This is a genomic window from Mycolicibacter nonchromogenicus (assembly GCF_002101775.1).
Taxonomy (GTDB): Bacteria; Actinomycetota; Actinomycetes; order Mycobacteriales; family Mycobacteriaceae; genus Mycobacterium; species Mycobacterium nonchromogenicum.
In genome coordinates, this window is record NZ_LQPI01000039.1 from 71,916 (window position 1) to 90,765 (window position 18,850).

General features: G+C 66.7%; 20 protein-coding genes and 1 tRNA gene. 10 read left to right on the plus strand and 11 right to left on the minus strand.

All coding sequences use genetic code 11. The features are described from left to right. Nucleotides 1–53: 53 nt before the first annotated feature. Both AWC18_RS08625 and AWC18_RS08630 read left to right on the plus strand, forming a co-directional pair. Nucleotides 54–986, plus strand: a complete 933-nt coding sequence (locus AWC18_RS08625) for an enoyl-CoA hydratase (RefSeq protein ID WP_085138418.1) — start codon at nucleotides 54–56, stop codon at nucleotides 984–986. Between the two features lie 188 nt (nucleotides 987–1,174). Beyond that, a complete protein-coding gene (locus AWC18_RS08630; RefSeq protein WP_085138419.1) occupies nucleotides 1,175–1,990 on the plus strand; it encodes an SDR family oxidoreductase in 816 nt (271 codons plus the stop codon). A gap of 13 nt (nucleotides 1,991–2,003) precedes the next feature. On the opposite strand, the gene AWC18_RS08635 is transcribed toward AWC18_RS08630, so the two are convergent. Next, on the minus strand, nucleotides 2,004–2,879 hold the full coding sequence (locus AWC18_RS08635) for an NAD(P)-dependent oxidoreductase (RefSeq protein WP_085138420.1): 876 nt from the start codon (nucleotides 2,877–2,879) through the stop codon (nucleotides 2,004–2,006). Between the two features lie 60 nt (nucleotides 2,880–2,939). On the opposite strand from AWC18_RS08635, the gene AWC18_RS08640 reads away from it, so the two are divergent. The 4 genes from AWC18_RS08640 (at nucleotide 2,940) to AWC18_RS08655 (ending at nucleotide 5,393) form a co-directional block, all read left to right on the plus strand. Further along, entirely contained in the window at nucleotides 2,940–3,788 is an 849-nt protein-coding gene (locus tag AWC18_RS08640) for an SDR family oxidoreductase (protein WP_085138421.1), read from the plus strand. Between the two features lie 102 nt (nucleotides 3,789–3,890). Further along, the gene (locus tag AWC18_RS08645) at nucleotides 3,891–4,751 is read left to right on the plus strand and encodes an alpha/beta fold hydrolase (protein ID WP_085138422.1); all 861 of its coding nucleotides are present in this window, start codon (nucleotides 3,891–3,893) and stop codon (nucleotides 4,749–4,751) included. Nucleotides 4,752–4,863: 112 nt separating this feature from the next. After that, nucleotides 4,864–4,939 (plus strand) — tRNA-Thr (locus AWC18_RS08650). Nucleotides 4,940–4,985: 46 nt separating this feature from the next. Further along, on the plus strand, nucleotides 4,986–5,393 hold the full coding sequence (locus tag AWC18_RS08655; RefSeq protein WP_085138423.1) for an HNH endonuclease: 408 nt from the start codon (nucleotides 4,986–4,988) through the stop codon (nucleotides 5,391–5,393). Between the two features lie 19 nt (nucleotides 5,394–5,412). Here the strand turns inward: AWC18_RS08655 and AWC18_RS08660 are convergent, their stop codons facing one another. Continuing rightward, nucleotides 5,413–6,156 carry an MlaD family protein gene (locus tag AWC18_RS08660; RefSeq protein WP_064998117.1) on the minus strand — a complete coding sequence of 248 codons (744 nt, stop codon included), beginning with the start codon at nucleotides 6,154–6,156 and terminating at the stop codon, nucleotides 5,413–5,415. Between the two features lie 107 nt (nucleotides 6,157–6,263). On the opposite strand from AWC18_RS08660, the gene AWC18_RS08665 reads away from it, so the two are divergent. Beyond that, nucleotides 6,264–6,983 carry a response regulator transcription factor gene (locus AWC18_RS08665; protein ID WP_064998118.1) on the plus strand — a complete coding sequence of 240 codons (720 nt, stop codon included), beginning with the start codon at nucleotides 6,264–6,266 and terminating at the stop codon, nucleotides 6,981–6,983. A gap of 57 nt (nucleotides 6,984–7,040) precedes the next feature. After that, a complete protein-coding gene (locus AWC18_RS08670; protein ID WP_064998119.1) occupies nucleotides 7,041–8,504 on the plus strand; it encodes a sensor histidine kinase in 1,464 nt (487 codons plus the stop codon). A gap of 3 nt (nucleotides 8,505–8,507) precedes the next feature. Here the strand turns inward: AWC18_RS08670 and AWC18_RS08675 are convergent, their stop codons facing one another. Beyond that, nucleotides 8,508–8,912: an HIT family protein gene (locus AWC18_RS08675; RefSeq protein ID WP_064998120.1), complete on the minus strand. Its 405-nt coding sequence runs from the start codon at nucleotides 8,910–8,912 to the stop codon at nucleotides 8,508–8,510. A 112-nt stretch (nucleotides 8,913–9,024) separates the two neighbouring features. On the opposite strand from AWC18_RS08675, the gene AWC18_RS08680 reads away from it, so the two are divergent. Continuing rightward, nucleotides 9,025–9,555: a YceI family protein gene (locus AWC18_RS08680; RefSeq protein ID WP_085138506.1), complete on the plus strand. Its 531-nt coding sequence runs from the start codon at nucleotides 9,025–9,027 to the stop codon at nucleotides 9,553–9,555. Nucleotides 9,556–9,737: 182 nt separating this feature from the next. On the opposite strand, the gene AWC18_RS08685 is transcribed toward AWC18_RS08680, so the two are convergent. The 8 genes from AWC18_RS08685 to AWC18_RS08720 form a co-directional block, all read right to left on the minus strand. Continuing rightward, nucleotides 9,738–10,865 carry an NDMA-dependent alcohol dehydrogenase gene (locus tag AWC18_RS08685; RefSeq protein WP_085138507.1) on the minus strand — a complete coding sequence of 376 codons (1,128 nt, stop codon included), beginning with the start codon at nucleotides 10,863–10,865 and terminating at the stop codon, nucleotides 9,738–9,740. Nucleotides 10,866–11,007: 142 nt separating this feature from the next. Then, nucleotides 11,008–12,258 (minus strand): cytochrome P450, encoded by a 1,251-nt coding sequence (locus tag AWC18_RS08690; protein WP_420093321.1) that lies wholly within the window; start codon nucleotides 12,256–12,258, stop codon nucleotides 11,008–11,010. A 90-nt stretch (nucleotides 12,259–12,348) separates the two neighbouring features. Next, entirely contained in the window at nucleotides 12,349–12,903 is a 555-nt protein-coding gene (locus AWC18_RS08695) for a Cif family virulence factor (RefSeq protein ID WP_085138424.1), read from the minus strand. A gap of 2 nt (nucleotides 12,904–12,905) precedes the next feature. Further along, complete coding sequence (locus AWC18_RS08700) at nucleotides 12,906–13,115, minus strand: ferredoxin (protein WP_064998122.1); 210 nt, start codon at nucleotides 13,113–13,115, stop codon at nucleotides 12,906–12,908. Between the two features lie 15 nt (nucleotides 13,116–13,130). Continuing rightward, the gene (gene cyp51, locus AWC18_RS08705) at nucleotides 13,131–14,486 is read right to left on the minus strand and encodes a lanosterol 14-alpha demethylase (RefSeq protein WP_085138425.1); all 1,356 of its coding nucleotides are present in this window, start codon (nucleotides 14,484–14,486) and stop codon (nucleotides 13,131–13,133) included. Then, complete coding sequence (locus AWC18_RS08710; RefSeq protein WP_076047209.1) at nucleotides 14,483–15,310, minus strand: SDR family oxidoreductase; 828 nt, start codon at nucleotides 15,308–15,310, stop codon at nucleotides 14,483–14,485. The genes cyp51 and AWC18_RS08710 overlap by 4 nt, the downstream gene beginning before the upstream one ends. After that, the gene (locus AWC18_RS08715) at nucleotides 15,311–16,546 is read right to left on the minus strand and encodes a cytochrome P450 (RefSeq protein ID WP_076047237.1); all 1,236 of its coding nucleotides are present in this window, start codon (nucleotides 16,544–16,546) and stop codon (nucleotides 15,311–15,313) included. It lies immediately after the preceding gene. Then, nucleotides 16,546–17,181 carry a TetR family transcriptional regulator gene (locus tag AWC18_RS08720; RefSeq protein WP_085138426.1) on the minus strand — a complete coding sequence of 212 codons (636 nt, stop codon included), beginning with the start codon at nucleotides 17,179–17,181 and terminating at the stop codon, nucleotides 16,546–16,548. Before AWC18_RS08720 ends, AWC18_RS08715 begins: the two co-directional genes overlap by 1 nt. 182 nt (nucleotides 17,182–17,363) lie before the next feature. Here AWC18_RS08720 and AWC18_RS08725 point away from each other — a divergent pair, with 182 nt between their 5' ends. Beyond that, a complete protein-coding gene (locus AWC18_RS08725) occupies nucleotides 17,364–18,833 on the plus strand; it encodes an aldehyde dehydrogenase (RefSeq protein ID WP_085138427.1) in 1,470 nt (489 codons plus the stop codon). Nucleotides 18,834–18,850: the final 17 nt, after the last annotated feature.

The window sequence follows — 18,850 nt, forward strand, 5'->3', positions numbered from 1 at the left end:
GCTCAGGGCGGCCGCCGTAGCCTGTGATGCGAAACACGACGAGGGCGGAGGCAATGGGTACATCGGATACCGCATCGGAGCAGGCTGAAGACACTGTGGGTCGCCTGGTCGACTACGAGACGCTCGATGACGGGAGCATCGCCCGGATCTGGCTCAATCGGCCCGACGTGCACAATTCGCAGAATCGCACGCTGCTCGTGCAGCTCGATGAGGCATTCGCTCGTGCCGAGGCCGATGACACCGTCCGGGTGGTGATCCTGGCGGCGCGGGGCAAGAACTTCTCTGCCGGTCACGACCTGGGCTCGGAGGCCGCGCTGCTCGAGCGTCGCCCCGGACCCGCGCAGCACCCGACGTTCCGCTCCCACGGCGCCACCCGGGAGCCGGTCGTGGAGAAGATGTACCTGCAGGAGTGGCACTTCTTCTTCCAGAACACCTGCCGGTGGCGCGACCTGCGCAAGATCACCATCGCCCAGGTGCAGGGCAACGCCATCTCGGCCGGTCTGATGCTGATCTGGGCCTGCGACCTGATCGTGGCCGCCGACAATGCCCGGTTCTCCGACGTGGTCGGTGTCCGGCTGGGCATGCCAGGCGTGGAGTACTACGCCCACCCGTGGGAATTCGGCCCCCGCAAGGCCAAGGAGCTGCTGCTGACCGGAGACTCGCTGGACGCCGACGAGGCCCACCGCCTCGGCATGGTCTCCAAGGTGTTTCCGGCCGACGAGCTGGCGGACAAGACGCTGGAGTTCGCGCGGCGCATTGCCAAGCTGCCCACCATGGCCGCGCTGTTGATCAAGGATTCGGTGAACGGCGCCGCCGACGCGATGGGCTTCACCGAGGCGCTGCGGCACGGCTTCCACATCCATCAGCTGGGCCACGCCCACTGGTCGGCCCACAATGAGAACCGGGCTCCGGTGGGGCTGCCGCCGGACGTCGAGGACTGGCGCACCGCCAGGCCCACCGCGGTGGTCCGCCGCGACCAGCCCTGATCGGGGCGGTATGCCCTGCGGGCCTTCTCCCTCGGCCCGTAGTCGCTCCCTCCATCCGTAGTCGCCGACGTGTAATCAGACCGAGAAATCGCCCCGAATTCCGCTCTGATTCCACGTTGGGCGATGGCGATGGCGGTGGCATGGTTCCATAGGTAGAACCTGTTTCAGTTTTGACGCGAGGGGTTGGTGTGCAGCTTTCGTTCGAAGATCGCAGCTACCTGGTCACCGGCGGGGGCAGCGGCATCGGCAAGGCCGTGGCCGCCGGACTGGCTGCCGCCGGGGCCGACGTCCTGATCGTCGGACGAGACGCGGATCGGTTGACGGCGGTGGCCGCCGAGCTCGGCGTGCGTCATCTGCCCACCGACGTCACCGACGAGGACAGCGTGATCGCCGCCGTCGATGCCGCGGTGGCCGAGCGCGGCCGGCTGCACGGGGTGGTGCACTGCGCCGGCGGTTCGCAGACCATCGGGCCCATCACGCAGATCGACTCGGAGCTGTGGCGGCGCACCGTCGACCTCAACGTCAACGGCACCATGTACGTGCTCAAGCACGCCGGCCGGGCGCTGGTGCGCGGTGGCGGCGGCTCGTTCGTCGGGATCTCCTCGATCGCGGCCAGCAACACCCACCGCTGGTTCGGCGCCTACGGCCCGACGAAGTCGGCCTTGGATCACATGATGCAGCTGGCCGCCGACGAGCTGGGTGCCTCCTGGGTACGGGTCAACAGCATTCGCCCGGGCCTGACGCGCACCGAGCTGGTCGCCCCGATCCTGGATTCGCCCGAACTGAGCGAGGACTACCGCGTCTGCACGCCGCTGCCGCGGCCGGGCGAGGTCACCGATGTCGCCAACCTGGCGCTGTTCCTGCTCAGTGATGCGGCCGGCTACATCACCGGCCAGGTCATCAACGTCGACGGCGGGCAGATGCTGCGCCGGGGCCCGGACTTCTCGTCGATGCTGGAGCCGGCTTTCGGGCCCGACGGGCTGCGGGGAGTGGTCGAGGGCTGACCGCTTCGGGCTCTCAGAGGCCCGCGTCGCGTTCGGACAGGGTGGCAATCGCCGACCAGTCCAACTGTCCGCCCCCGTTGGCGAGCAAGCTCAGGAAACGGTCGCGCAGCAGGCTGCCCAGCGGCAGCGGCACAGCCAGCTCCTCGGCGGCCTGCAGCGCCAACCGGACGTCTTTGAGTCCGAGGGTCGCGGCGAAGCCGGCCGGCTCGTAGCGCTTGCGGGCGATCAGGTCGCCGTAGGTGGCATACGCCGGAGCGCTGAACAGCGTCGAGGTGAGGATGTCAACGTAGCTCACCGGATCCACCCCGGCCTTGCCCACCAGGGCGATCGCCTCACCGAGCGATTCGATGACGGTGGCCAGCAGAAAGTTGCCGGACAGCTTCACCAGGTTGGCGTTGTACGGCTGCTCCGACACCACGAAGGTGCGCTGACCGATCACGTCGAACAACGGCGTCACCCGCTCCAGCACTGCGGGCGCGCCCGCCGCAATCACGAAAAGCTTTGCCGCCGCGGCGGCCTCAGGCCTGCCGAATACCGGTGCGGCGACGTAGGACTGCCCCGCTTCGGCGTGCGCGGCGGCAAGACGTCGGGCCAGCGCCACGCTGACGGTGCTCGACGAGATGTGGGTGCCGCCCGGCGGCAACGACGCCACAATCCCGCCCGGGCCCAGCGTGACACTCTCGACGGCGTCGTCGTCGGCGAGCATGGTCTGCACCACGTCGCCGCGGCAGGCATCGGCCACCGTGTGTGCCGCCGTGGCGCCTAGCTGAACCAGGGCGTCCACCTTGACCGCTGACCGGTTATAGGCGGCCACGGTGTGCCCCGCTTTGAGTAGGTTGGCGGCCATGCCGCTGCCCATGTTGCCGAGTCCGATGAATCCAACGTGCACGGTGTCCAGCTTGCCCTGTATGTCTATATGACGGAACGCAATGATTGAGGAGGACGTCTCGTGGGTGTTTACGCGGTAACGGGGTCGGCATCCGGCATGGGACGCCAGGCCGCGGAGAAGCTGCGGGCGGCCGGTCACACGGTGATCGGGGTCGACCTGCGCGACGCCGACGTCGTCGCGGACCTCTCCGGGCCCGATGGTCGGGCGGCCGCGGCCGAGCAGGTGCTGGCGCTGTGTGGAGGCCACTTGGACGGGGCGGTGCTGGCCGCCGGTGTCGGCCCCACCCCGCGAGCGACGGGGCTGATCCTGCAGGTCAACTACTTCGGCGTGGTCGACCTGTTGCAGGCGTGGCGGCCGGCACTGGCCGCCGCGCCCGGTATCGCCAAAGTCGTCGTGGTCGGCAGCAATTCGACCACCACGGTGCCGGCCGTACCGCGGTCGGCGATACGTGCGCTGCTGGCCGGAAAAGCCGCCAAGGCGGGCCGCCGGCTGCGCCTGTTCGGCCCGGGCGCACCGTCCTTCGCCTATGCGGCATCGAAGATCGCGGTGTCGCGCTGGGTACGCCGGGAGGCCGTCCAGCCGTCGTGGGCGGGGGCTGGTATCCGACTCAACGCCCTGGCGCCCGGCGCCATACTGACGCCGCTGCTGGAAAAGCAGCTCGCCACCCCGGGGCAGGAGAAGGCCGTCCGCAGTTTCCCGGTTCCGGTCGGCGGTTACGGGGATCCCGCCCAGTTGGCTGACTGGATGCTGTTCATGCTCTCCGAAACTGCCGACTTCCTCTGTGGCAGCGTGATATTCGTTGACGGCGGCTCGGACGCGTACTTCCGCGCCAACGACTGGCCGCGCAGCATCGGGGTCGCGCGGGTCCCGCGCTACCTGATGCGGTTCGCCTCGTTCCGGGGCGCATAGAGCGCATCGAGGCCCCGCAGCAGCCCACCGCGACCCCGGCGCAACGGTCGGGGCCGTCCGGCGTTAGCGTGTCAAGGAGTTTCGGGATCTTTGAGGAGAAACATGCCCGCCGAGCTGAGCCACGACGAGACCCTGCGCGAGGTCACCACCGAGCAGGGGGTGCTGCGCTACCACGAAGCCGGTGACGGGCCGACGCTGCTGCTGCTGCACGGCTCCGGGCCGGGCGTGACCGGCTGGCGCAACTACCGTGGCGTGCTGCCCGCCTTCGCCGAGCACTTCCGCTGCCTGGTGCTGGAGTTCCCCGGGTTCGGGGTCAGCGACGATTTCGGCGGCCACCCGATGGTGACGGCGTTCGGCGCGGTGCCGGCGTTCGCCGACGCACTGGGGCTCGACCGATTCAGCATTGTCGGCAACTCGATGGGCGGCGGCGTCGGGATCGGCTACTCGATCGGCAACCCCGACAAGGTGAACAAGCTGGTGACCATCGGCGGCATCGGCACCAACCTGCTCAGCCCGGGACCCGCCGAGGGCATCCGGTTGCTGCAAGACTTCGTCGACAACCCCAGCCGCGACTCGTTGGTGCGCTGGCTGCACTCGATGGTCTACGACCCGTCGGTGATCACCGACGAGCTCATCGAGGAGCGGTGGGCGCTGGCCACAGACCCCGACACTTTGGCCAGCGCCCGGCGGATGTACGGCAAAGAAGCCTTCACCAACATGGTGAAGATGATGCAGGCGTCCAAGGGGCCGCTGCCGTGGGCGATGATGCACCGGCTCAAGACGCCGACGCTGGTCACCTGGGGCCGCGATGATCGGGTCAGCCCACTGGACATGGCGCTGATCCCGATGCGCACCATCCCCGACGCCGAGGTGCACGTGTTCCCCAACTGCGGGCACTGGACCATGATCGAGGCCCAGGACGCCTTCATCCGGGTGGTACTGGAGTACCTGACCCGGGATTAGTCAGCGCCGGATCGCGCCTTGGTGCGAATCTCGGCCGATGGGGTCAGCGGGAGTGGGAGCTCGGATGACATCACCCCGTCGTACAATCGCCCTGGCTCATTGAGCCGGCCCGGCCGCGTTAGCTCAGTTGGTAGAGCGTCGCTCTTGTAAAGCGGATGTCGAGAGTTCGAGTCTCTCACGCGGCTCCATTTCGGCAGGTTCAGTGGTGTCGGCACCACGGGATAGCGTCGTCAGGTGTCGGTGACCTGTCTCGGATGCGGCGTCAATTTTGATGGCCGCCGGCTCAGGGTGTTCTGCAGCAATGCCTGCCAACAGTCACACCGCCGGCGCCTGCTTCTGGAGGCCTGGCTCACCACCGGGGTCTGTGGTCGCACCTCGTATCTCGGAAATTACGTCCGGGACTATCTCGACGAGCAGCAGGGTGGTTGTTGCGCGATCTGCGGCATCGAGGGCACGTGGAACAGCGTCAGTTTGACCCTGGTCATCGACCATATTGACGGAGACGCAACCAACAATCGTCGTGAGAATCTGCGCCTCGTCTGCCCCAACTGCGACAGTCAGCTGCCGACCTACAAGGCGAGGAACCGCGGCAGGGGCCGCTATTACCGGCGACAGCGGTATGCCGAAGGCCGGTCCTATTGAGGTGTGGCCTCCGGGGCGGTCAACTCGGCGGCTCGGTCGGGTCCTCGTCGATCACCCGTTGGGAACGCACGGTGCGGGTCGATGGGCGCCGGCTGGATCGGCGGGGCAGCAGCGGGATGCGCTCGGCGATGTTGCTCAGCGGATTGACCACCAGCGTCAGCGCGATCACCGCCTCCTGCAGGGTCTCGATCGCCGGCTCCAGCGCTTCCATCCCGGGGGCCAGCCGGCTCAGGGTGTCGGCGAGACCGGTGAGTTGCTCCAGGGGCCCGTTGCGGGCGGTCAGTTTGTCGATCAGCCCGCCGTCGGCCAGCAGCCGGTCGGCCAGGCCATCCTCGGCCAGCAGTCGTTCGATCAGGCCGTCTTCGTCGGTCAGTTGATCCACCAGCCCGCCGGGCTGCAGGGCCCGCTGCAGCCCGCCGCCCTCGGCGGTGAGCCGGTCGATCACGCCGCCCGGGCCGGTCAGCTGGTCGACGAGTCCGCCCGGCGCCAGTAGCCGGTCGGCCGGCCCGCCGGGCGCCAGCGCACGTCCCAGCGGTGCGTCGTCGTCCATCAACTTGGCCAGCCGGTTGGCCCGTGCGATGGTGTCGTCCAGGCCCAGGATGTGTGCCATTGAGCTGTTGGCGCCCGGCTTCCCGGCGTCGCCGAGGGCCTGGCGGGCCAGTCCGAGCGCCGTAGTCGCCACGCTGAGGCCGGCGTCGGCCACCGACAGCCCGATGCGCGCCGGAGCGGTTGACACGGCAATCAGCTGTTTGACCAGGCTCACCAGACCAGTCTAGGGGTCGCGGGAAGGGGTATCAGCTGGTTTGATTGACAACAAACGTACAGTCAATATCCAGGTGGTTTTCATCGGGCTGCGAGGGAATTGACGCTATGGGAGCAACAGCCGCGCAAGACACCGCACCGGAGGCCCGAGTTCTCGTCGTCGACGACGAGTCGAACATCGTGGAACTGCTGTCGGTCAGCCTGAAATTCCAGGGATTCGAGGTCTACACGGCCTCCAGCGGGCCGGCGGCGCTGGACCGTGCCCGCGAGGTCCGGCCGGACGCGGTGATCCTCGACGTGATGATGCCGGGCATGGACGGATTCGGGGTGCTGCGCCGGCTGCGTGCCGACGGCATCGACGCCCCAGCGCTGTTTCTGACCGCGCGCGACTCACTGCAGGACAAGATCACCGGCCTGACCCTCGGCGGCGACGACTACGTGACCAAGCCGTTCAGCCTCGAGGAAGTGGTGGCGCGGTTGCGGGTCATCCTGCGCCGGTCGGGCAAGGGCGGCCAGGAACCGCGCAACTCCCGGCTGACGTTCGCCGACATCGAACTCGATGAGGACACCCACGAGGTGTGGAAGGGCGGCCAACCGGTGTCCTTGTCGCCGACCGAGTTCACGCTGTTGCGGTACTTCGTGATCAATGCCGGCACGGTGCTGAGCAAGCCGAAGATCCTCGACCATGTATGGCGTTATGACTTCGGCGGCGACGTCAACGTGGTGGAGTCGTATGTCTCCTACCTACGGCGCAAGATCGACACCGGCGAGAAGCGGCTGTTGCACACGCTGCGCGGGGTCGGGTATGTGTTGCGCGAGCCGCGGTGAACGCGAGCGAGCGACGGTGGCCGGTGAAGGCCGGAAACGGGTTATAGGTCGAAACATATGGGGACGGTCAAACCCCTTCGGGACATCCTTCCGCTGAAAGTCAGCCTGGTCGCGGCCACACTGGCCATGGTGGCCATCGGGCTGCTGGCGCAGGGGTATGCCGTGACCACGATTCTGCGGCACCGGTTGATCGGCAGGATCGACGCCACGCTCACCGACGCCGCCCACGGCTGGGCCCTGGAACAGCGTGGTCGGACGCCATCGAGGACAGCGGATGACCCCCACCCCGGCCGGCCGCCGACCAGCTTCTACGTCCGCGACGTCGACCCCGACGGCAGCATCTGGACGGTGGTCAACGACCAGAACGCCGAGCCGCTGCTGCCGCCGGACAACGACGTGGGATCGGTGCCCGTCACGATCGGCTCCGTGGACGGCTCCGGTGTGCAGTGGCGGGCGTTGTCCGTACACGGGGAGAACGGCAGGCTGATCACGGTGGCCAGGGATCTGTCGGACGCCCGGGCCACCCTGCGCTACTTGGCCTGGTGGCGGATGACGATCGGCGTCGGGGTCCTGTTGGTGCTCGGTGCCGCCGGCTATGTGGTGGTCAATCGCAGCCTGCGACCGTTGGCCGAGGTCGAACGGACGGCGGCGGCCATCGCTGCCGGTCAGTTGGACAGTCGCGTGCCCGAACGTGATCCGCGTACCGAGGTCGGACGACTGACATTGGCGCTCAACGGCATGCTGGCGCAGATCCAGGAGGCGGTGGCCTCCTCGGTGGCCTCGGCGGAGAGTGCGCGGATCTCTGAGGAGCGGATGCGGCGCTTCATCACCGACGCCAGCCACGAACTGCGTACCCCGTTGACCACGATTCGCGGCTTCGCGGAGCTGTATCGGCAGGGCGCGGCCCGCGATGTGGAGCTGCTGATGTCGCGCATCGAAAGCGAAGCCCGCCGGATGGGCCTGCTCGTCGAGGACCTGCTGCTGCTGGCCAGAACCGATGCGCAGCGCCCCCTGGAGCGCCATTGGGTGGACCTGTTGGTGCTGGCCACCGACGCCGTGCACGATGCCCGGGCCACCGCACCGAATCGCGCCATTGAGCTGGAGGTCTTCGACGGCCCCGGCACGCCGGAGGTGCTCGGCGACGAGCCCCGGCTGCGGCAGGTGCTGAGCAACCTGGTCTCCAACGCGCTGCAGCACACCCCGGACGGGACCCCGATCACCGTGCGGGTCGGCACCGAGGGCGACGACGCCATCCTCGAGGTCGTCGACCAGGGGCCCGGAATGAGCGAGCAGGATGTGGAGCGGGCCTTCGAGCGGTTCTTCCGCACCGACTCGTCACGGGCGCGGGCCAGTGGCGGCACCGGATTGGGCCTGTCGATCGTCGACTCGCTGACCCGGGCGCACAACGGCTCGGTGACCCTCAGCTCTCCGCCGGGGCAGGGCTGCACGTTCCGGGTCTCGCTGCCGCGTCATGCCGACACCTCAGCACGCGAGGCCGACCTGCCCGCTGAGATCGTCTGATTCTCAGCCCAGTTCGGCCAATGCGGCCTTGATCTTGGCCTGCGCCTCGTCCAGCGATTCCGCTGATGGATTGCGGTCCACGCCGGCGAAGCCGAAGTCGGAAAGACTGCGGGTCGGAAAGACGTGGACGTGCAGGTGAGGGACTTCCAGGCCCGCGATGATCATCCCGGCCCGCTCGGTGTCGAACGCCGCACACACGGCTTTGCCGATCTTCTGCGCCACCGCCATCACCTGGGCGAACACGGCGCCGTCGACGTCCTGCCACTGGTCGATCTCGGCGCGGGGCACCACCAGCGTGTGGCCCTGGGTCATCGGCTCGATGGTCAGGAACGCGACGACGTCGTCATCTTCGTAGACGAACCGGCCCGGCAGTTCCCGGTTGATGATTTTGGTGAACACGGTGGTCATGGGATCAGCATATGCGCCGAGCACCACCCTGAACGGCCCGCTGCTGCGTATCATCGATGATGAGCTGATAGCCGTGGTGCAGGCTTGCCACGCCGGAGGCAGAGGAGATCAGATGTCATCTGTCGCAACATTTCTCAGCAGTCCGAAGGCCGTGGGAACCTGGAAGCTGGATCCGGGACAGTCCAGCATCCGATTCGAGAACGGAACCATGTGGGGCGCGCTGAAGGTCCGCGGCGCCTTCACCGAATTCAGCGGCAGCGGCGAGATCAAGGAGGACAAGTCGGTCTCGGGCCGGGTCGACATCAAGGCCGCCTCGATCAATACCGGACTGAGCACCCGTGACCACGACCTGCGCCGATCGAACTTCTTCAACACCGACCTTTACCCCGACATCACCGTCGTGGTCACCGGTGGGGAGCCCGTCGGCGACGATATCGCCCGGTTGGACGCCGACCTGACCGTCAAGGGCATCACCGGACCGCTGCCGCTGAAAGTCGAGGTGTCTCCGCTCAACGACGGTGGGGTACGGCTGACCACCGAGACGACCGTCACCCGCAAGCAGTTCGCGGTGGAAGGGAACTTTCTCGGCATGGTCGGCAACCGGACCAAGCTCAAGGCCAGCCTGGTGTTCCGACCCGCCTGATCGTTGACTCTGCGCTCACCAGGAATGACGTGCCCGGTGAGCGCAGAGACAACCGATGATTTAGCGGTCGGCTCCGCCGCGCTAGCGGTCGGCGCAGCCTAAACGCCGACCCGCTTCGCCCGGCTCCGCCGCGCTAGTCGGCGCGGTCTTAACGCCGACCCGCTTCGCCCGGCTCCGCCGCGCTAGCGGTCGGCGTCGGTGTAGCGGATGATGCCGCGAATGTTCTTGCCGTCCAGCATGTCCTGGTAGCCCTCGTTGATCTGCTCCAGCTTGTACTGGCGGGTCACCATGTCGTCCAGGTTCAGCTTGCCGACCTTGTACATCGACAACAGCTGCGGGATGTCGTACTGCGGGTTTCCGCCGCCGAAGATGGTGCCCTGCAGATTCTTCTGCAGCAGTGTCAGCATCGCCAGGTTGAGCGTGACCTGATTGTCGAGCATGGAGCCCATCGCGGTGAGCACGCAGGTGCCGCCCTTGGCGGTCAAGATCATGTAGTTGTCGATGTCGGCGCCGTGCACCTCACCGACGGTGACGATCACCTTGTGGGCCATCAGGCCGGCGGTGACCTCCATGATGCCGCCCATCGCGGCGAAGATGTCGGGGTAGACGTGGGTGGCTCCGAACTTCAGCGCCTGGTCGCGCTTCCAGTCCACCGGGTCGATGACGAAGATGTTGCGGGCGCCGGCGTTGACCGCGCCCTGCAGGGCCGACATGCCCACTCCGCCGACGCCGACGATCGCGACGTCCTCACCCGGGCGGATGTCGGCGCTGCGGACAGCCGACCCGTAGCCGGTGGTGACGCCGCAGCCGACCAGGCAGGCCACCTCGAACGGAATCGATGGGTCGATCTTCACCACCGAGGACTTGTGCACCACCATCCACGGCGAGAATGTGCCGAGCAGGGTCATCGGGTAGACGCCCTGGCCGCGTGCGGTGACACGGAAGGTGCCGTCGCTGACCGCCACGCCGTTGAGCAGGCCGGCGCCCAGGTCGCACAGGTTGCGCATTCCAGACTGACAGGTCGGACAGCTGCCACATGACGGGATGAAGGACAGCACCACGTGGTCGCCGGGGGCGATGTCTTCAACCCCTGGTCCGACCTCGGTGACGATGCCGGCGCCCTCGTGCCCACCGAGAACCGGGAAGCCGGCCATCGGGATGCTGCCGGTCATCAGGTGGTGGTCGGAGTGGCACATACCGGCCGCCTCCATCTGAATCTTGACCTCGTCTTTCTGGGGCTCACCGATCTCGATCTCCTCGACCGACCACGGCTTGTTGAACTCCCAGAGCAACGCACCCTTTGTCTTCACCACGAACCTGCTTTCCTGTTGAATTACCGGACGCCCGGCAGTCACCTGCTCGGAGCCTATAACCCCCTACGGGGCGGCGGGAAGGTTCGTCAGAACGCCGTCGAACCCCTAGACTCACCCGCCGGGTCGCGCTGCCGACGGCCTAGCCGTGGTAGGCGACCTGCAGTTCTTTGATGCCGTTGATCCAGCCGGAGCGCAGTCGCTGCGGCTCGGCCAGCTTCGCGATATCGGGAAGCTGGTTGGCGATTTCGTCGAAGATCAGCCGGATCTCCATCCGGGCCAGGTTGGCGCCGATGCAGTAGTGGGTGCCCTGCCCGCCGAACGCCAGGTGCGGGTTGGGGTCGCGCAGGATGTCGAAACTGAACGGACGGTCGAAAACCTCTTCGTCGAAGTTGGCCGAGCTGTAGAACAGCCCGACCCGCTGCCCCTTGCCGATGGCCACCCCGCCGAGTTCGGTGTCGACCTTGGCGGTGCGCTGGAAGCAATGCACCGGGGTCGCCCAGCGCACGATCTCATCGACCGCGGTCTCGGGCCGCTGCCGCTTGTAGAGCTCCCACTGATCGGGATTCTCGGCGAAGGCATTGATGCCGTGCGTCATGGCGTTGCGGGTGGTCTCGTTGCCGGCCACCGCCAGCAGGATGACGAAGAACGCGAACTCGGTCTCGCCGAGCGATTCGCCGTCGATATCAGCCTGGACCAGTCGGGTGACGATGTCGTCGGCCGGGCAGCGCCGCCGTTGTTCGGCCATCGTGTAGGCATAGCCCATCAACTCGGCGTTGGCCATCGCCGGATCGCAGTCGAAATCCGGGTCATCGGTGTTCATGATCAGGTTGGTCCAGTGGAACAACCGCTCGCGGTCAGCCTCGGGAACCCCGAGCAGATCAGCGATCGCCAGCAGGGGCAGTCGCATCGCGATGTCGTCGACAAAGTTGCCGCTGTCCTTCTCGGCTGCCGCCGCGACGATCTCGCGGGCCGACTGGGCCAGCTTCTCCTCCAGGGCGCCGACGGAGCGGGGCGTGAACAGCCGTGACACCAACTTGCGCAGGCGAGTGTGCTCGGGCGGGTCGTGGTTGATCAACAGCGCCTTGGTCAGATCCAGCTGGTCGGCGGTGATGCCGTCGGGAAGCCGCATGACCGCGCCCTTGGCGTTGGTCGACCACACCTCGTTGTCACGCGAGATCTCTTTGATGTGTTGGTGTTTGCTGATGACCCAGTAGCCACCGTCATCGAAGATGTTGCTGTGCGCGGGCTGCTCGTTCCACCAGATGGGCGCCGTCTTGCGCAGCTGGGCGAACTCGGTGATCGGCATACCCTGAAGCAGGACATCCGGATCGGTGAAGTCGAAGCCCGAACCGAACGGACAAGCAGATTGCGTTGATGTCAAGACGAACACCTTTGGTTGTCGCTGAAGCACATGGTGGCTAGGTGTATGACGAAATGTCCAACCGATCGTACGGCGAGTTCTCCCGGCGTGAGTTGCGTTCTACCAGAGTGGAACCGGTGATTTTCCCAGCGGGTAGTAGCCGGGAAGCCTCTCGCCGGCCAGGCTCCGCTCGATGCGCTTCTGCATGCCCTTGGAGAGCTTGCCGGCGGTCATCAGATCCAGGTAGAGCTTCTGGACGTGACCGAAGTCGAAGAAGTCACGCTGCCACTCGATGAGCGGCGACCCGCCTTTGTCGGTGAGCCGAAACCAGCTGCCGCCGATCCCGTAGATCTCCGACTGGCCGCCGTCGGCGTCCGTCGCCACCTGCTTCCAGAAGCCGACGATCTCGCCCTGCTTGTCGTCGATGAGCACCCGTTGGTAGGGGTACTGCCAGTTGTCCAGTCCCTGCATCTCCAGGCCCAGGGCGATATCGCGGATCTCATCGATCCCGACGCACATCACGTCCTCTTTGGGGCCGATATTCCAGCCGTAGGTGGCGTCATCGGCGTAGAAGTCGGCCAGCGGCCGCCAGTCGCCGGCCGCTTCGGCGTCGCGATTGGCCTGCAGCCAGCGCTCGACGAAGTCTTCGAGTTGTTCGCGGGGAAAAGACGCCATGTTCAATCCTGTTTCTCTTCAATGGACAAAGCTCGAGTGGGGCAGGCCCGGATGGCCGCCTGGATCTGGCGGCGGTCGGAGTCGGGTGGTTCGGAGTCGAGGATTTCGACCTTGCCGTGCTTGGGCACCTGGAAGTAGTCGGGCGCCTCCAGCTCGCACATGGCGTGCCCCTGGCAGAGGTCCAGATCCACCTTCACCGTGTAGCTACCCATTTCAGCGCTCCCTTGTCACTTGCCGCGCCGGCGGTAGCGCACCTTGGCCGGGCGGGCCAACTGCACCACCATCTTGGAATGGTCGTTGCGGTAGCTCTCGGGCGGCTGCGACATCTCGAACTCATACTCGCGCAGCAGAACCGAGAAGATCGCCTTGATCTGCATGGTGGCGAACGCCGCCCCCACGCAGCGGTGCCGCCCGGCGCCGAAGGGGATCCACGTCCAGCGGTGGATGACGTCTTCCTCGCGGGGTTCGTTGTAGCGGTCCGGAACGAAATCGTTGGGCTCGGGGAAGTTCTCCGGTATCCGGTTGGAGACCGCCGGAGAGGCCGCCACCATGTCGCCATCGTGAATCGGGTAGCCGCCGACCTCGAACTCACCCCTGGCCACCCGCATCAAGATGATCAGCGGCGGGTGCAGGCGCAGCGTCTCCTTGAGCACGTTCTCCAGATTCGGGATCTGGCGCAGCGCATGGAAACTCACCTCGCCGCCATCGGCATACAGCTCGTCGAGTTCGGCGATCACCGCGGCGTGGGCCTCCGGGTGGCGCAGCATCTCGATCAGCGTCCATGCGCTGGTCCCCGAGCTGGTGTGGTGCCCGGCGAACATCATCGAGATGATGATTCCGGTGATCTCGTCGGCGGAGAACCGTGGATTGCCGTTCTCGTCGGGGATCGACACCATGACGTCGATCATGTCCCGCCGCCTCTTGTCGGTCTCCGGTTTGGCCAGCCGGCCGTTCATGATGCCCTGTACCAGTTCGACCAGCTTGACCCGGGCCTCGTCGCGGCGACGGAAGCTCTCGATCGGCAGGTACGGGTCGACGTAGCACAGCGGGTCGGTGCCGTTCTCCAGCTCGTAATACAGGTGGGCGAACCGGCTGTCGAGCTCTTCGCGGAACTTTCGCCCGATGAGGCACGCCGTCGAGGTGTAGATGGTCAGCTCGGCGAAGAACTCCAGCAGATCGATCTCACCCTCGTCGCCCCAGTCGGCGATCATCTGCCGCACCTCATGCTCGATGGTGCTGGCGTGGCGTTTCATGTGCTCGCCGCGAAGCGCGGTGTTGTGCAACATCTCCGCACGTCGCTCCGGCGGCGCGTCGAACACCACGCCGTTGCCGAAGATCGGGGTCATGAAGGGATAGGCGGCGGCTTGGTCGAGCTCGTCGTCGGTGGAGCGGAAGAAGAACTCGTTGGCCTCGGCTCCGGTCAACAGCACGACCTTGCGGCCGGCGAGGTCGAACCAGCCGACATCACCGCATTCGTCGCGCACGCGCTGCATCAGCGCGATCGGATCGGTCCGGAACTCTTCGAGGTGGCCGTGCTCGGCTTCGCCTCCGGATACCCGGGGAACCTCGGTGGTGACACTCATGACGGCATTCCTTCCTCGCCCAGCTGCAGGTGATGGCGATCGGAGGCAGTTTCAAGCAGCGGGGCTTCGGGCTGCACCTCCATGTCGACGATGTGTGCGCCACGAGGAGTTTCGGCGACGAACGCGATGGCGCGAGCCAGGTCCTCGGGGCGGAGAAAGTAGCTGTGCCGAGCCTGGCCCCATTTGGCCCAGTCCTCCAGCATCGGCCCCACCTGCTCGGCCGACAGGTTCCAGCCCATCTCGGTCAGCGTCGGACCGGGGTGGACGATCGACGCACGTACTCCGGTGCCCTCCAACTCCATCCGCAGATTGCGCACCATCGCGACCAGTGCGGCTTTGGCCGCGCCGTAGGCCCCCATATGCGGACGCTGCTGCAGTGCCACGTCGGAGCCGACGAAGATCACGTCGCCGCGCCGGCGGGCGACCATGTCCGGCAGCACCGCGGTGGCCACCCGGTTGGCGCCGACCAGATGCACCTGAATCTGATTGTTGAAAGCCTCGGTGGGCAGCTCGTGAATGCGTCCGGGCAGCATGTCGCCGGCGCCGGAGACCAACAACTCGATCTCGCCGAGCGCGTCGATACTCTGTGCCACAAAAGACTTGACGGAATCCGGGTCGGTCACATCCAGACTGAATGCCACCGCCTCGCCGCCGTTGTCGCGGATCTTGCTGACCAGAGCGGCGAGCTTTTCGGTACGTCGAGCGCCGAGGGCGACCGGGAATCCGCGGCGTGCCAACTCTTCTGCGGTGGCGGCGCCGATGCCCGAGGATGCACCCGTGACGATCGCGGGGCGCCGGGCCGGGGGTGGGTCGAAGCGTGGCACTTATGCCTCCTTGACGGTGATCGGCAGGTCGGCGAAGCCGCGCACGTTGGATGAATGCACCCGCACGGCGTTGGCCTCATCGACCTGGTAGTCGCTGATCCGGTTGAACAGTTCGTCCAGCGCCACCCTGGCTTCCATGCGGGCCAGGTGTGCGCCGAGACAGAAGTGGGCACCGCTGCCGAAGCTGAGCAGCTTGGAGCCGATGTCGCGGCCGATCCGGAATTCGTCGGGGTCGTCGAAGACCCGCTCGTCGCGGTTTCCGGAACCGGGCAACAGCAGCACCACCGAGTCGGCCGGAATGGTGATGCCGTGCAGCGTGTAGTCCTCGGCGACCGTGCGGGCCAGGATCTGGCTGGGCGTGTCGTAGCGCAGGGTCTCCTCGACCCACAGCGGGATCCGCGAGCGGTCGGCGAACACCGAAGTCAGCTGGTCACGGTTGCGATGACCCCAGTAGATGGAGCTGCCGAGCAGCTTGGTGGTGGTCTCGTTGCCCGCGATCACCATCAGGAACAAGAACGCCAGAATCTCCTGGTCGCCGAGTCGGTCGCCGTCGACCTCGGTCTGCAGCAGTGCTGACGTCAGGTTGTCGGCCGGGTTCTTCTTGAAGTCGGCGATCATCGCGTTGTAGTAGGTCATCAGGTCCACCGAGGCCTGAATCGCCGATTGGGGCACATCGGTCACCCCTTCTTCGCGGTGCAGCACCCCGTCGGCGAGTTCCCGGATCCGGGCCCGGTCGGCCTCGGGTACACCCATCAGCTCGGAGATGACGTCCATCGGCAGCTTGCCGGCGAAGTCATTGACGAAGTCGAACGAGCAGGTGCCGTCGGAGCCGGGCTGGATCGCGTTGTCGAGGTGCTGGCGCGCCAGCCGAACGACCTGAGGTTCGAGCTCGCGGATCCGGCGCGGGGTGAAACCCTTGGACACCAGCGTGCGCAGGCGCAGGTGCGCAGGATCGTCCATCGCCAAGAACGACATCACCAGCTGGGCGTGGGGGCCGCGGGAGACCGGGTCCAGCGATACCCCGTCCCGGTTGGACAGCGCTTCGCTGTTGCGGAACCCGTGCAGCACATCCTGATGGCGCGAGATCGCCCAGAAGTCGAGCTCGTCATTGCGATACACCGGGGCCTCGTCGCGCAGGCGCCGGTAATAGGGGAACGGATCCTCGTGGAAGTCGTAGTCGTACGGGTTGAGGACCGGCGGGTTGGAAGTCTCGGACGTTACGGCCTGCAGGGCCATCATTGTTCTCCTGATTCGAGGATCAGGCTGACGACGTAGGACAGCCGATCGGTGATCTGGTGGTAGGTGAAGGCGCCGCTGCCGGCGTTGACCAGCGCGCCGAAGAAGGTCATCTCCAGGGCAGACACCTTCTGGGCGTCCGCATCCGGGCCGAACGCCGAGGTGATGCGGCGGTGGATCTCGGCGCCGATCCGATCGCGCACGGTGCGCACCGCCGGGTCGCTGTTGCCGCTGAGCAGTGCCGCCGTGCAGGCCGCCGCGACTTCCGGCTCATCGGCGACCACCAGCGCCAGGTGCCGCAGCGCCCGGTTGACCCGACTCGGCATCGGCTCGTTGACGTCGGTGAAGTACGGGACCTGACGAACCAGGTCCAGATAGACCTCGGCGATCAGGTGGTTCTTGGAGGAAAAGTAGGTGTAGGCGGTGGCCGGCGCGACCTTGGCGCGCGCCGCGACGGCGCGCACGGTCAGGTCTGCGTAGGACTTCTCCCGCAGCATCTCGACGCCGGCGCGCAGCACCTTGCGGAAGGTCTCCTCCTGGCGCCGGTTGCGGGTCGCAGAGGTGGCACCGGGCGGTGTGGGGTCGGCGATGCCAGCGTTGGCCGATGTGACTGCCGCCACCGATTCGCTGGACACCTGTCCAACGTAGCGGAACGCGGTTTTGTTAGGCAAGTCCCCTGGGAAGCAAGGGTTTCAGGCTCGCAGGGTTGCGGGGGCGCCAACTCTGGGTCTAGGGTTCGAGCCGGTGATAGCGGACATGTGTCCATTTTCGCAGTGTTTCTTCACGGGGACTGCGACCAAGCTGCGGGAGTGAGAAGATGGCGCTACTGGCTGACGGCGTGAGCCGGCTGCTTATCGACGGCAAGCTGACCTCGGGCGGAGCCGGCCGCTTCGCCACCATCAATCCGGCCACCGAAGAGGTGCTCGGTGAGGCGGCCAACGCCGATGCCGCCGACATGGACCGGGCGATCGCCGCGGCGCGGCGGGCGTTCGACGAGACCGACTGGTCGACCAACACCGAACTGCGGGTGCGCTGTGTGCGCCAATTGCGTGACGCGATGCTCGAGCATGTCGAGGAGTTGCGCGAGCTGACGATCGCCGATGTGGGTGCGCCCCGGATGCTGACCGCCGGCGCCCAGCTGGAAGGCCCGATCAACGACCTCAGTTTTGCCGCGGACACCGCCGAAAATTATGAGTGGACCCAGGATCTCGGCCTGGCCTCGCCGATGGGCATCCCCACCCGACGTTCGGTGGTGCGGGAGGCGGTGGGTGTCGTCGGCGCCATCACTCCGTGGAACTTCCCGCACCAGATCAACCTGGCCAAGCTGGGCCCCGCACTGGCCGCCGGCAACACCGTCGTACTCAAACCCGCACCCGACACCCCGTGGGTTGCCGCGGTGCTGTCCGAATTGATCGCCCAGAACACCGACATTCCGCCGGGCGTGGTCAACATCGTCACCTCCACCGACCATGCGCTGGGTGCCATGCTCGCCAAAGACCCTCGGGTGGACCTGGTTTCGTTCACCGGCTCGACCGCCACCGGCCGCAGTGTGATGGCTGACGCCGCCGCCACCATCAAGAAGGTGTTCTTGGAACTCGGTGGCAAGTCGGCCTTCCTGGTGCTCGACGACGCCGACCTGTCCGCGGCCTGCTCGGTGGCGGGGTTCTCGGTCTGCCTGCATGCCGGACAGGGCTGCGCGATCACCACACGACTGGTGGTGCCCCGGGCCCGCTACGACGAGGCGGTCGCCATCGCGGCCGCCACCATGGGCTCGATCAAGCCAGGAGACCCGTCGAAGCCCGGAACCATCTGCGGTCCGGTGATCTCGGCGCGCCAGCGTGACCGGGTGCAGGGCTACCTGGATCTGGCGATCGCCGAAGGCGGCACGTTCGCCTGCGGTGGCGGCCGCCCCGCCGACCAGCCCGCCGGGTTCTTCATCGAACCCACTGTGATCGCCGGCCTCACCAACGACGCGCGGGTGGCTCGTGAGGAGATCTTCGGCCCGGTGCTCACCGTGATCCCGCATGACGGCGACGACGACGCGGTGCGCATCGCCAACGACTCGCCCTACGGGTTGTCCGGCACGGTCTACGGCGCCGACGCCGAGCGTGCGGCCGGGGTGGCGGCTCGACTGCGGGCCGGCACGGTCAACGTCAACGGCGGGGTCTGGTACTCCGCGGACATGCCGTTCGGCGGATACAAGCAGTCGGGCAATGGACGAGAGATGGGCGTTGCCGGGTTCGAGGAGTACCTGGAAACGAAAGCCATTGCGACAGCGGCGAACTGACGATAATCACCGGATCA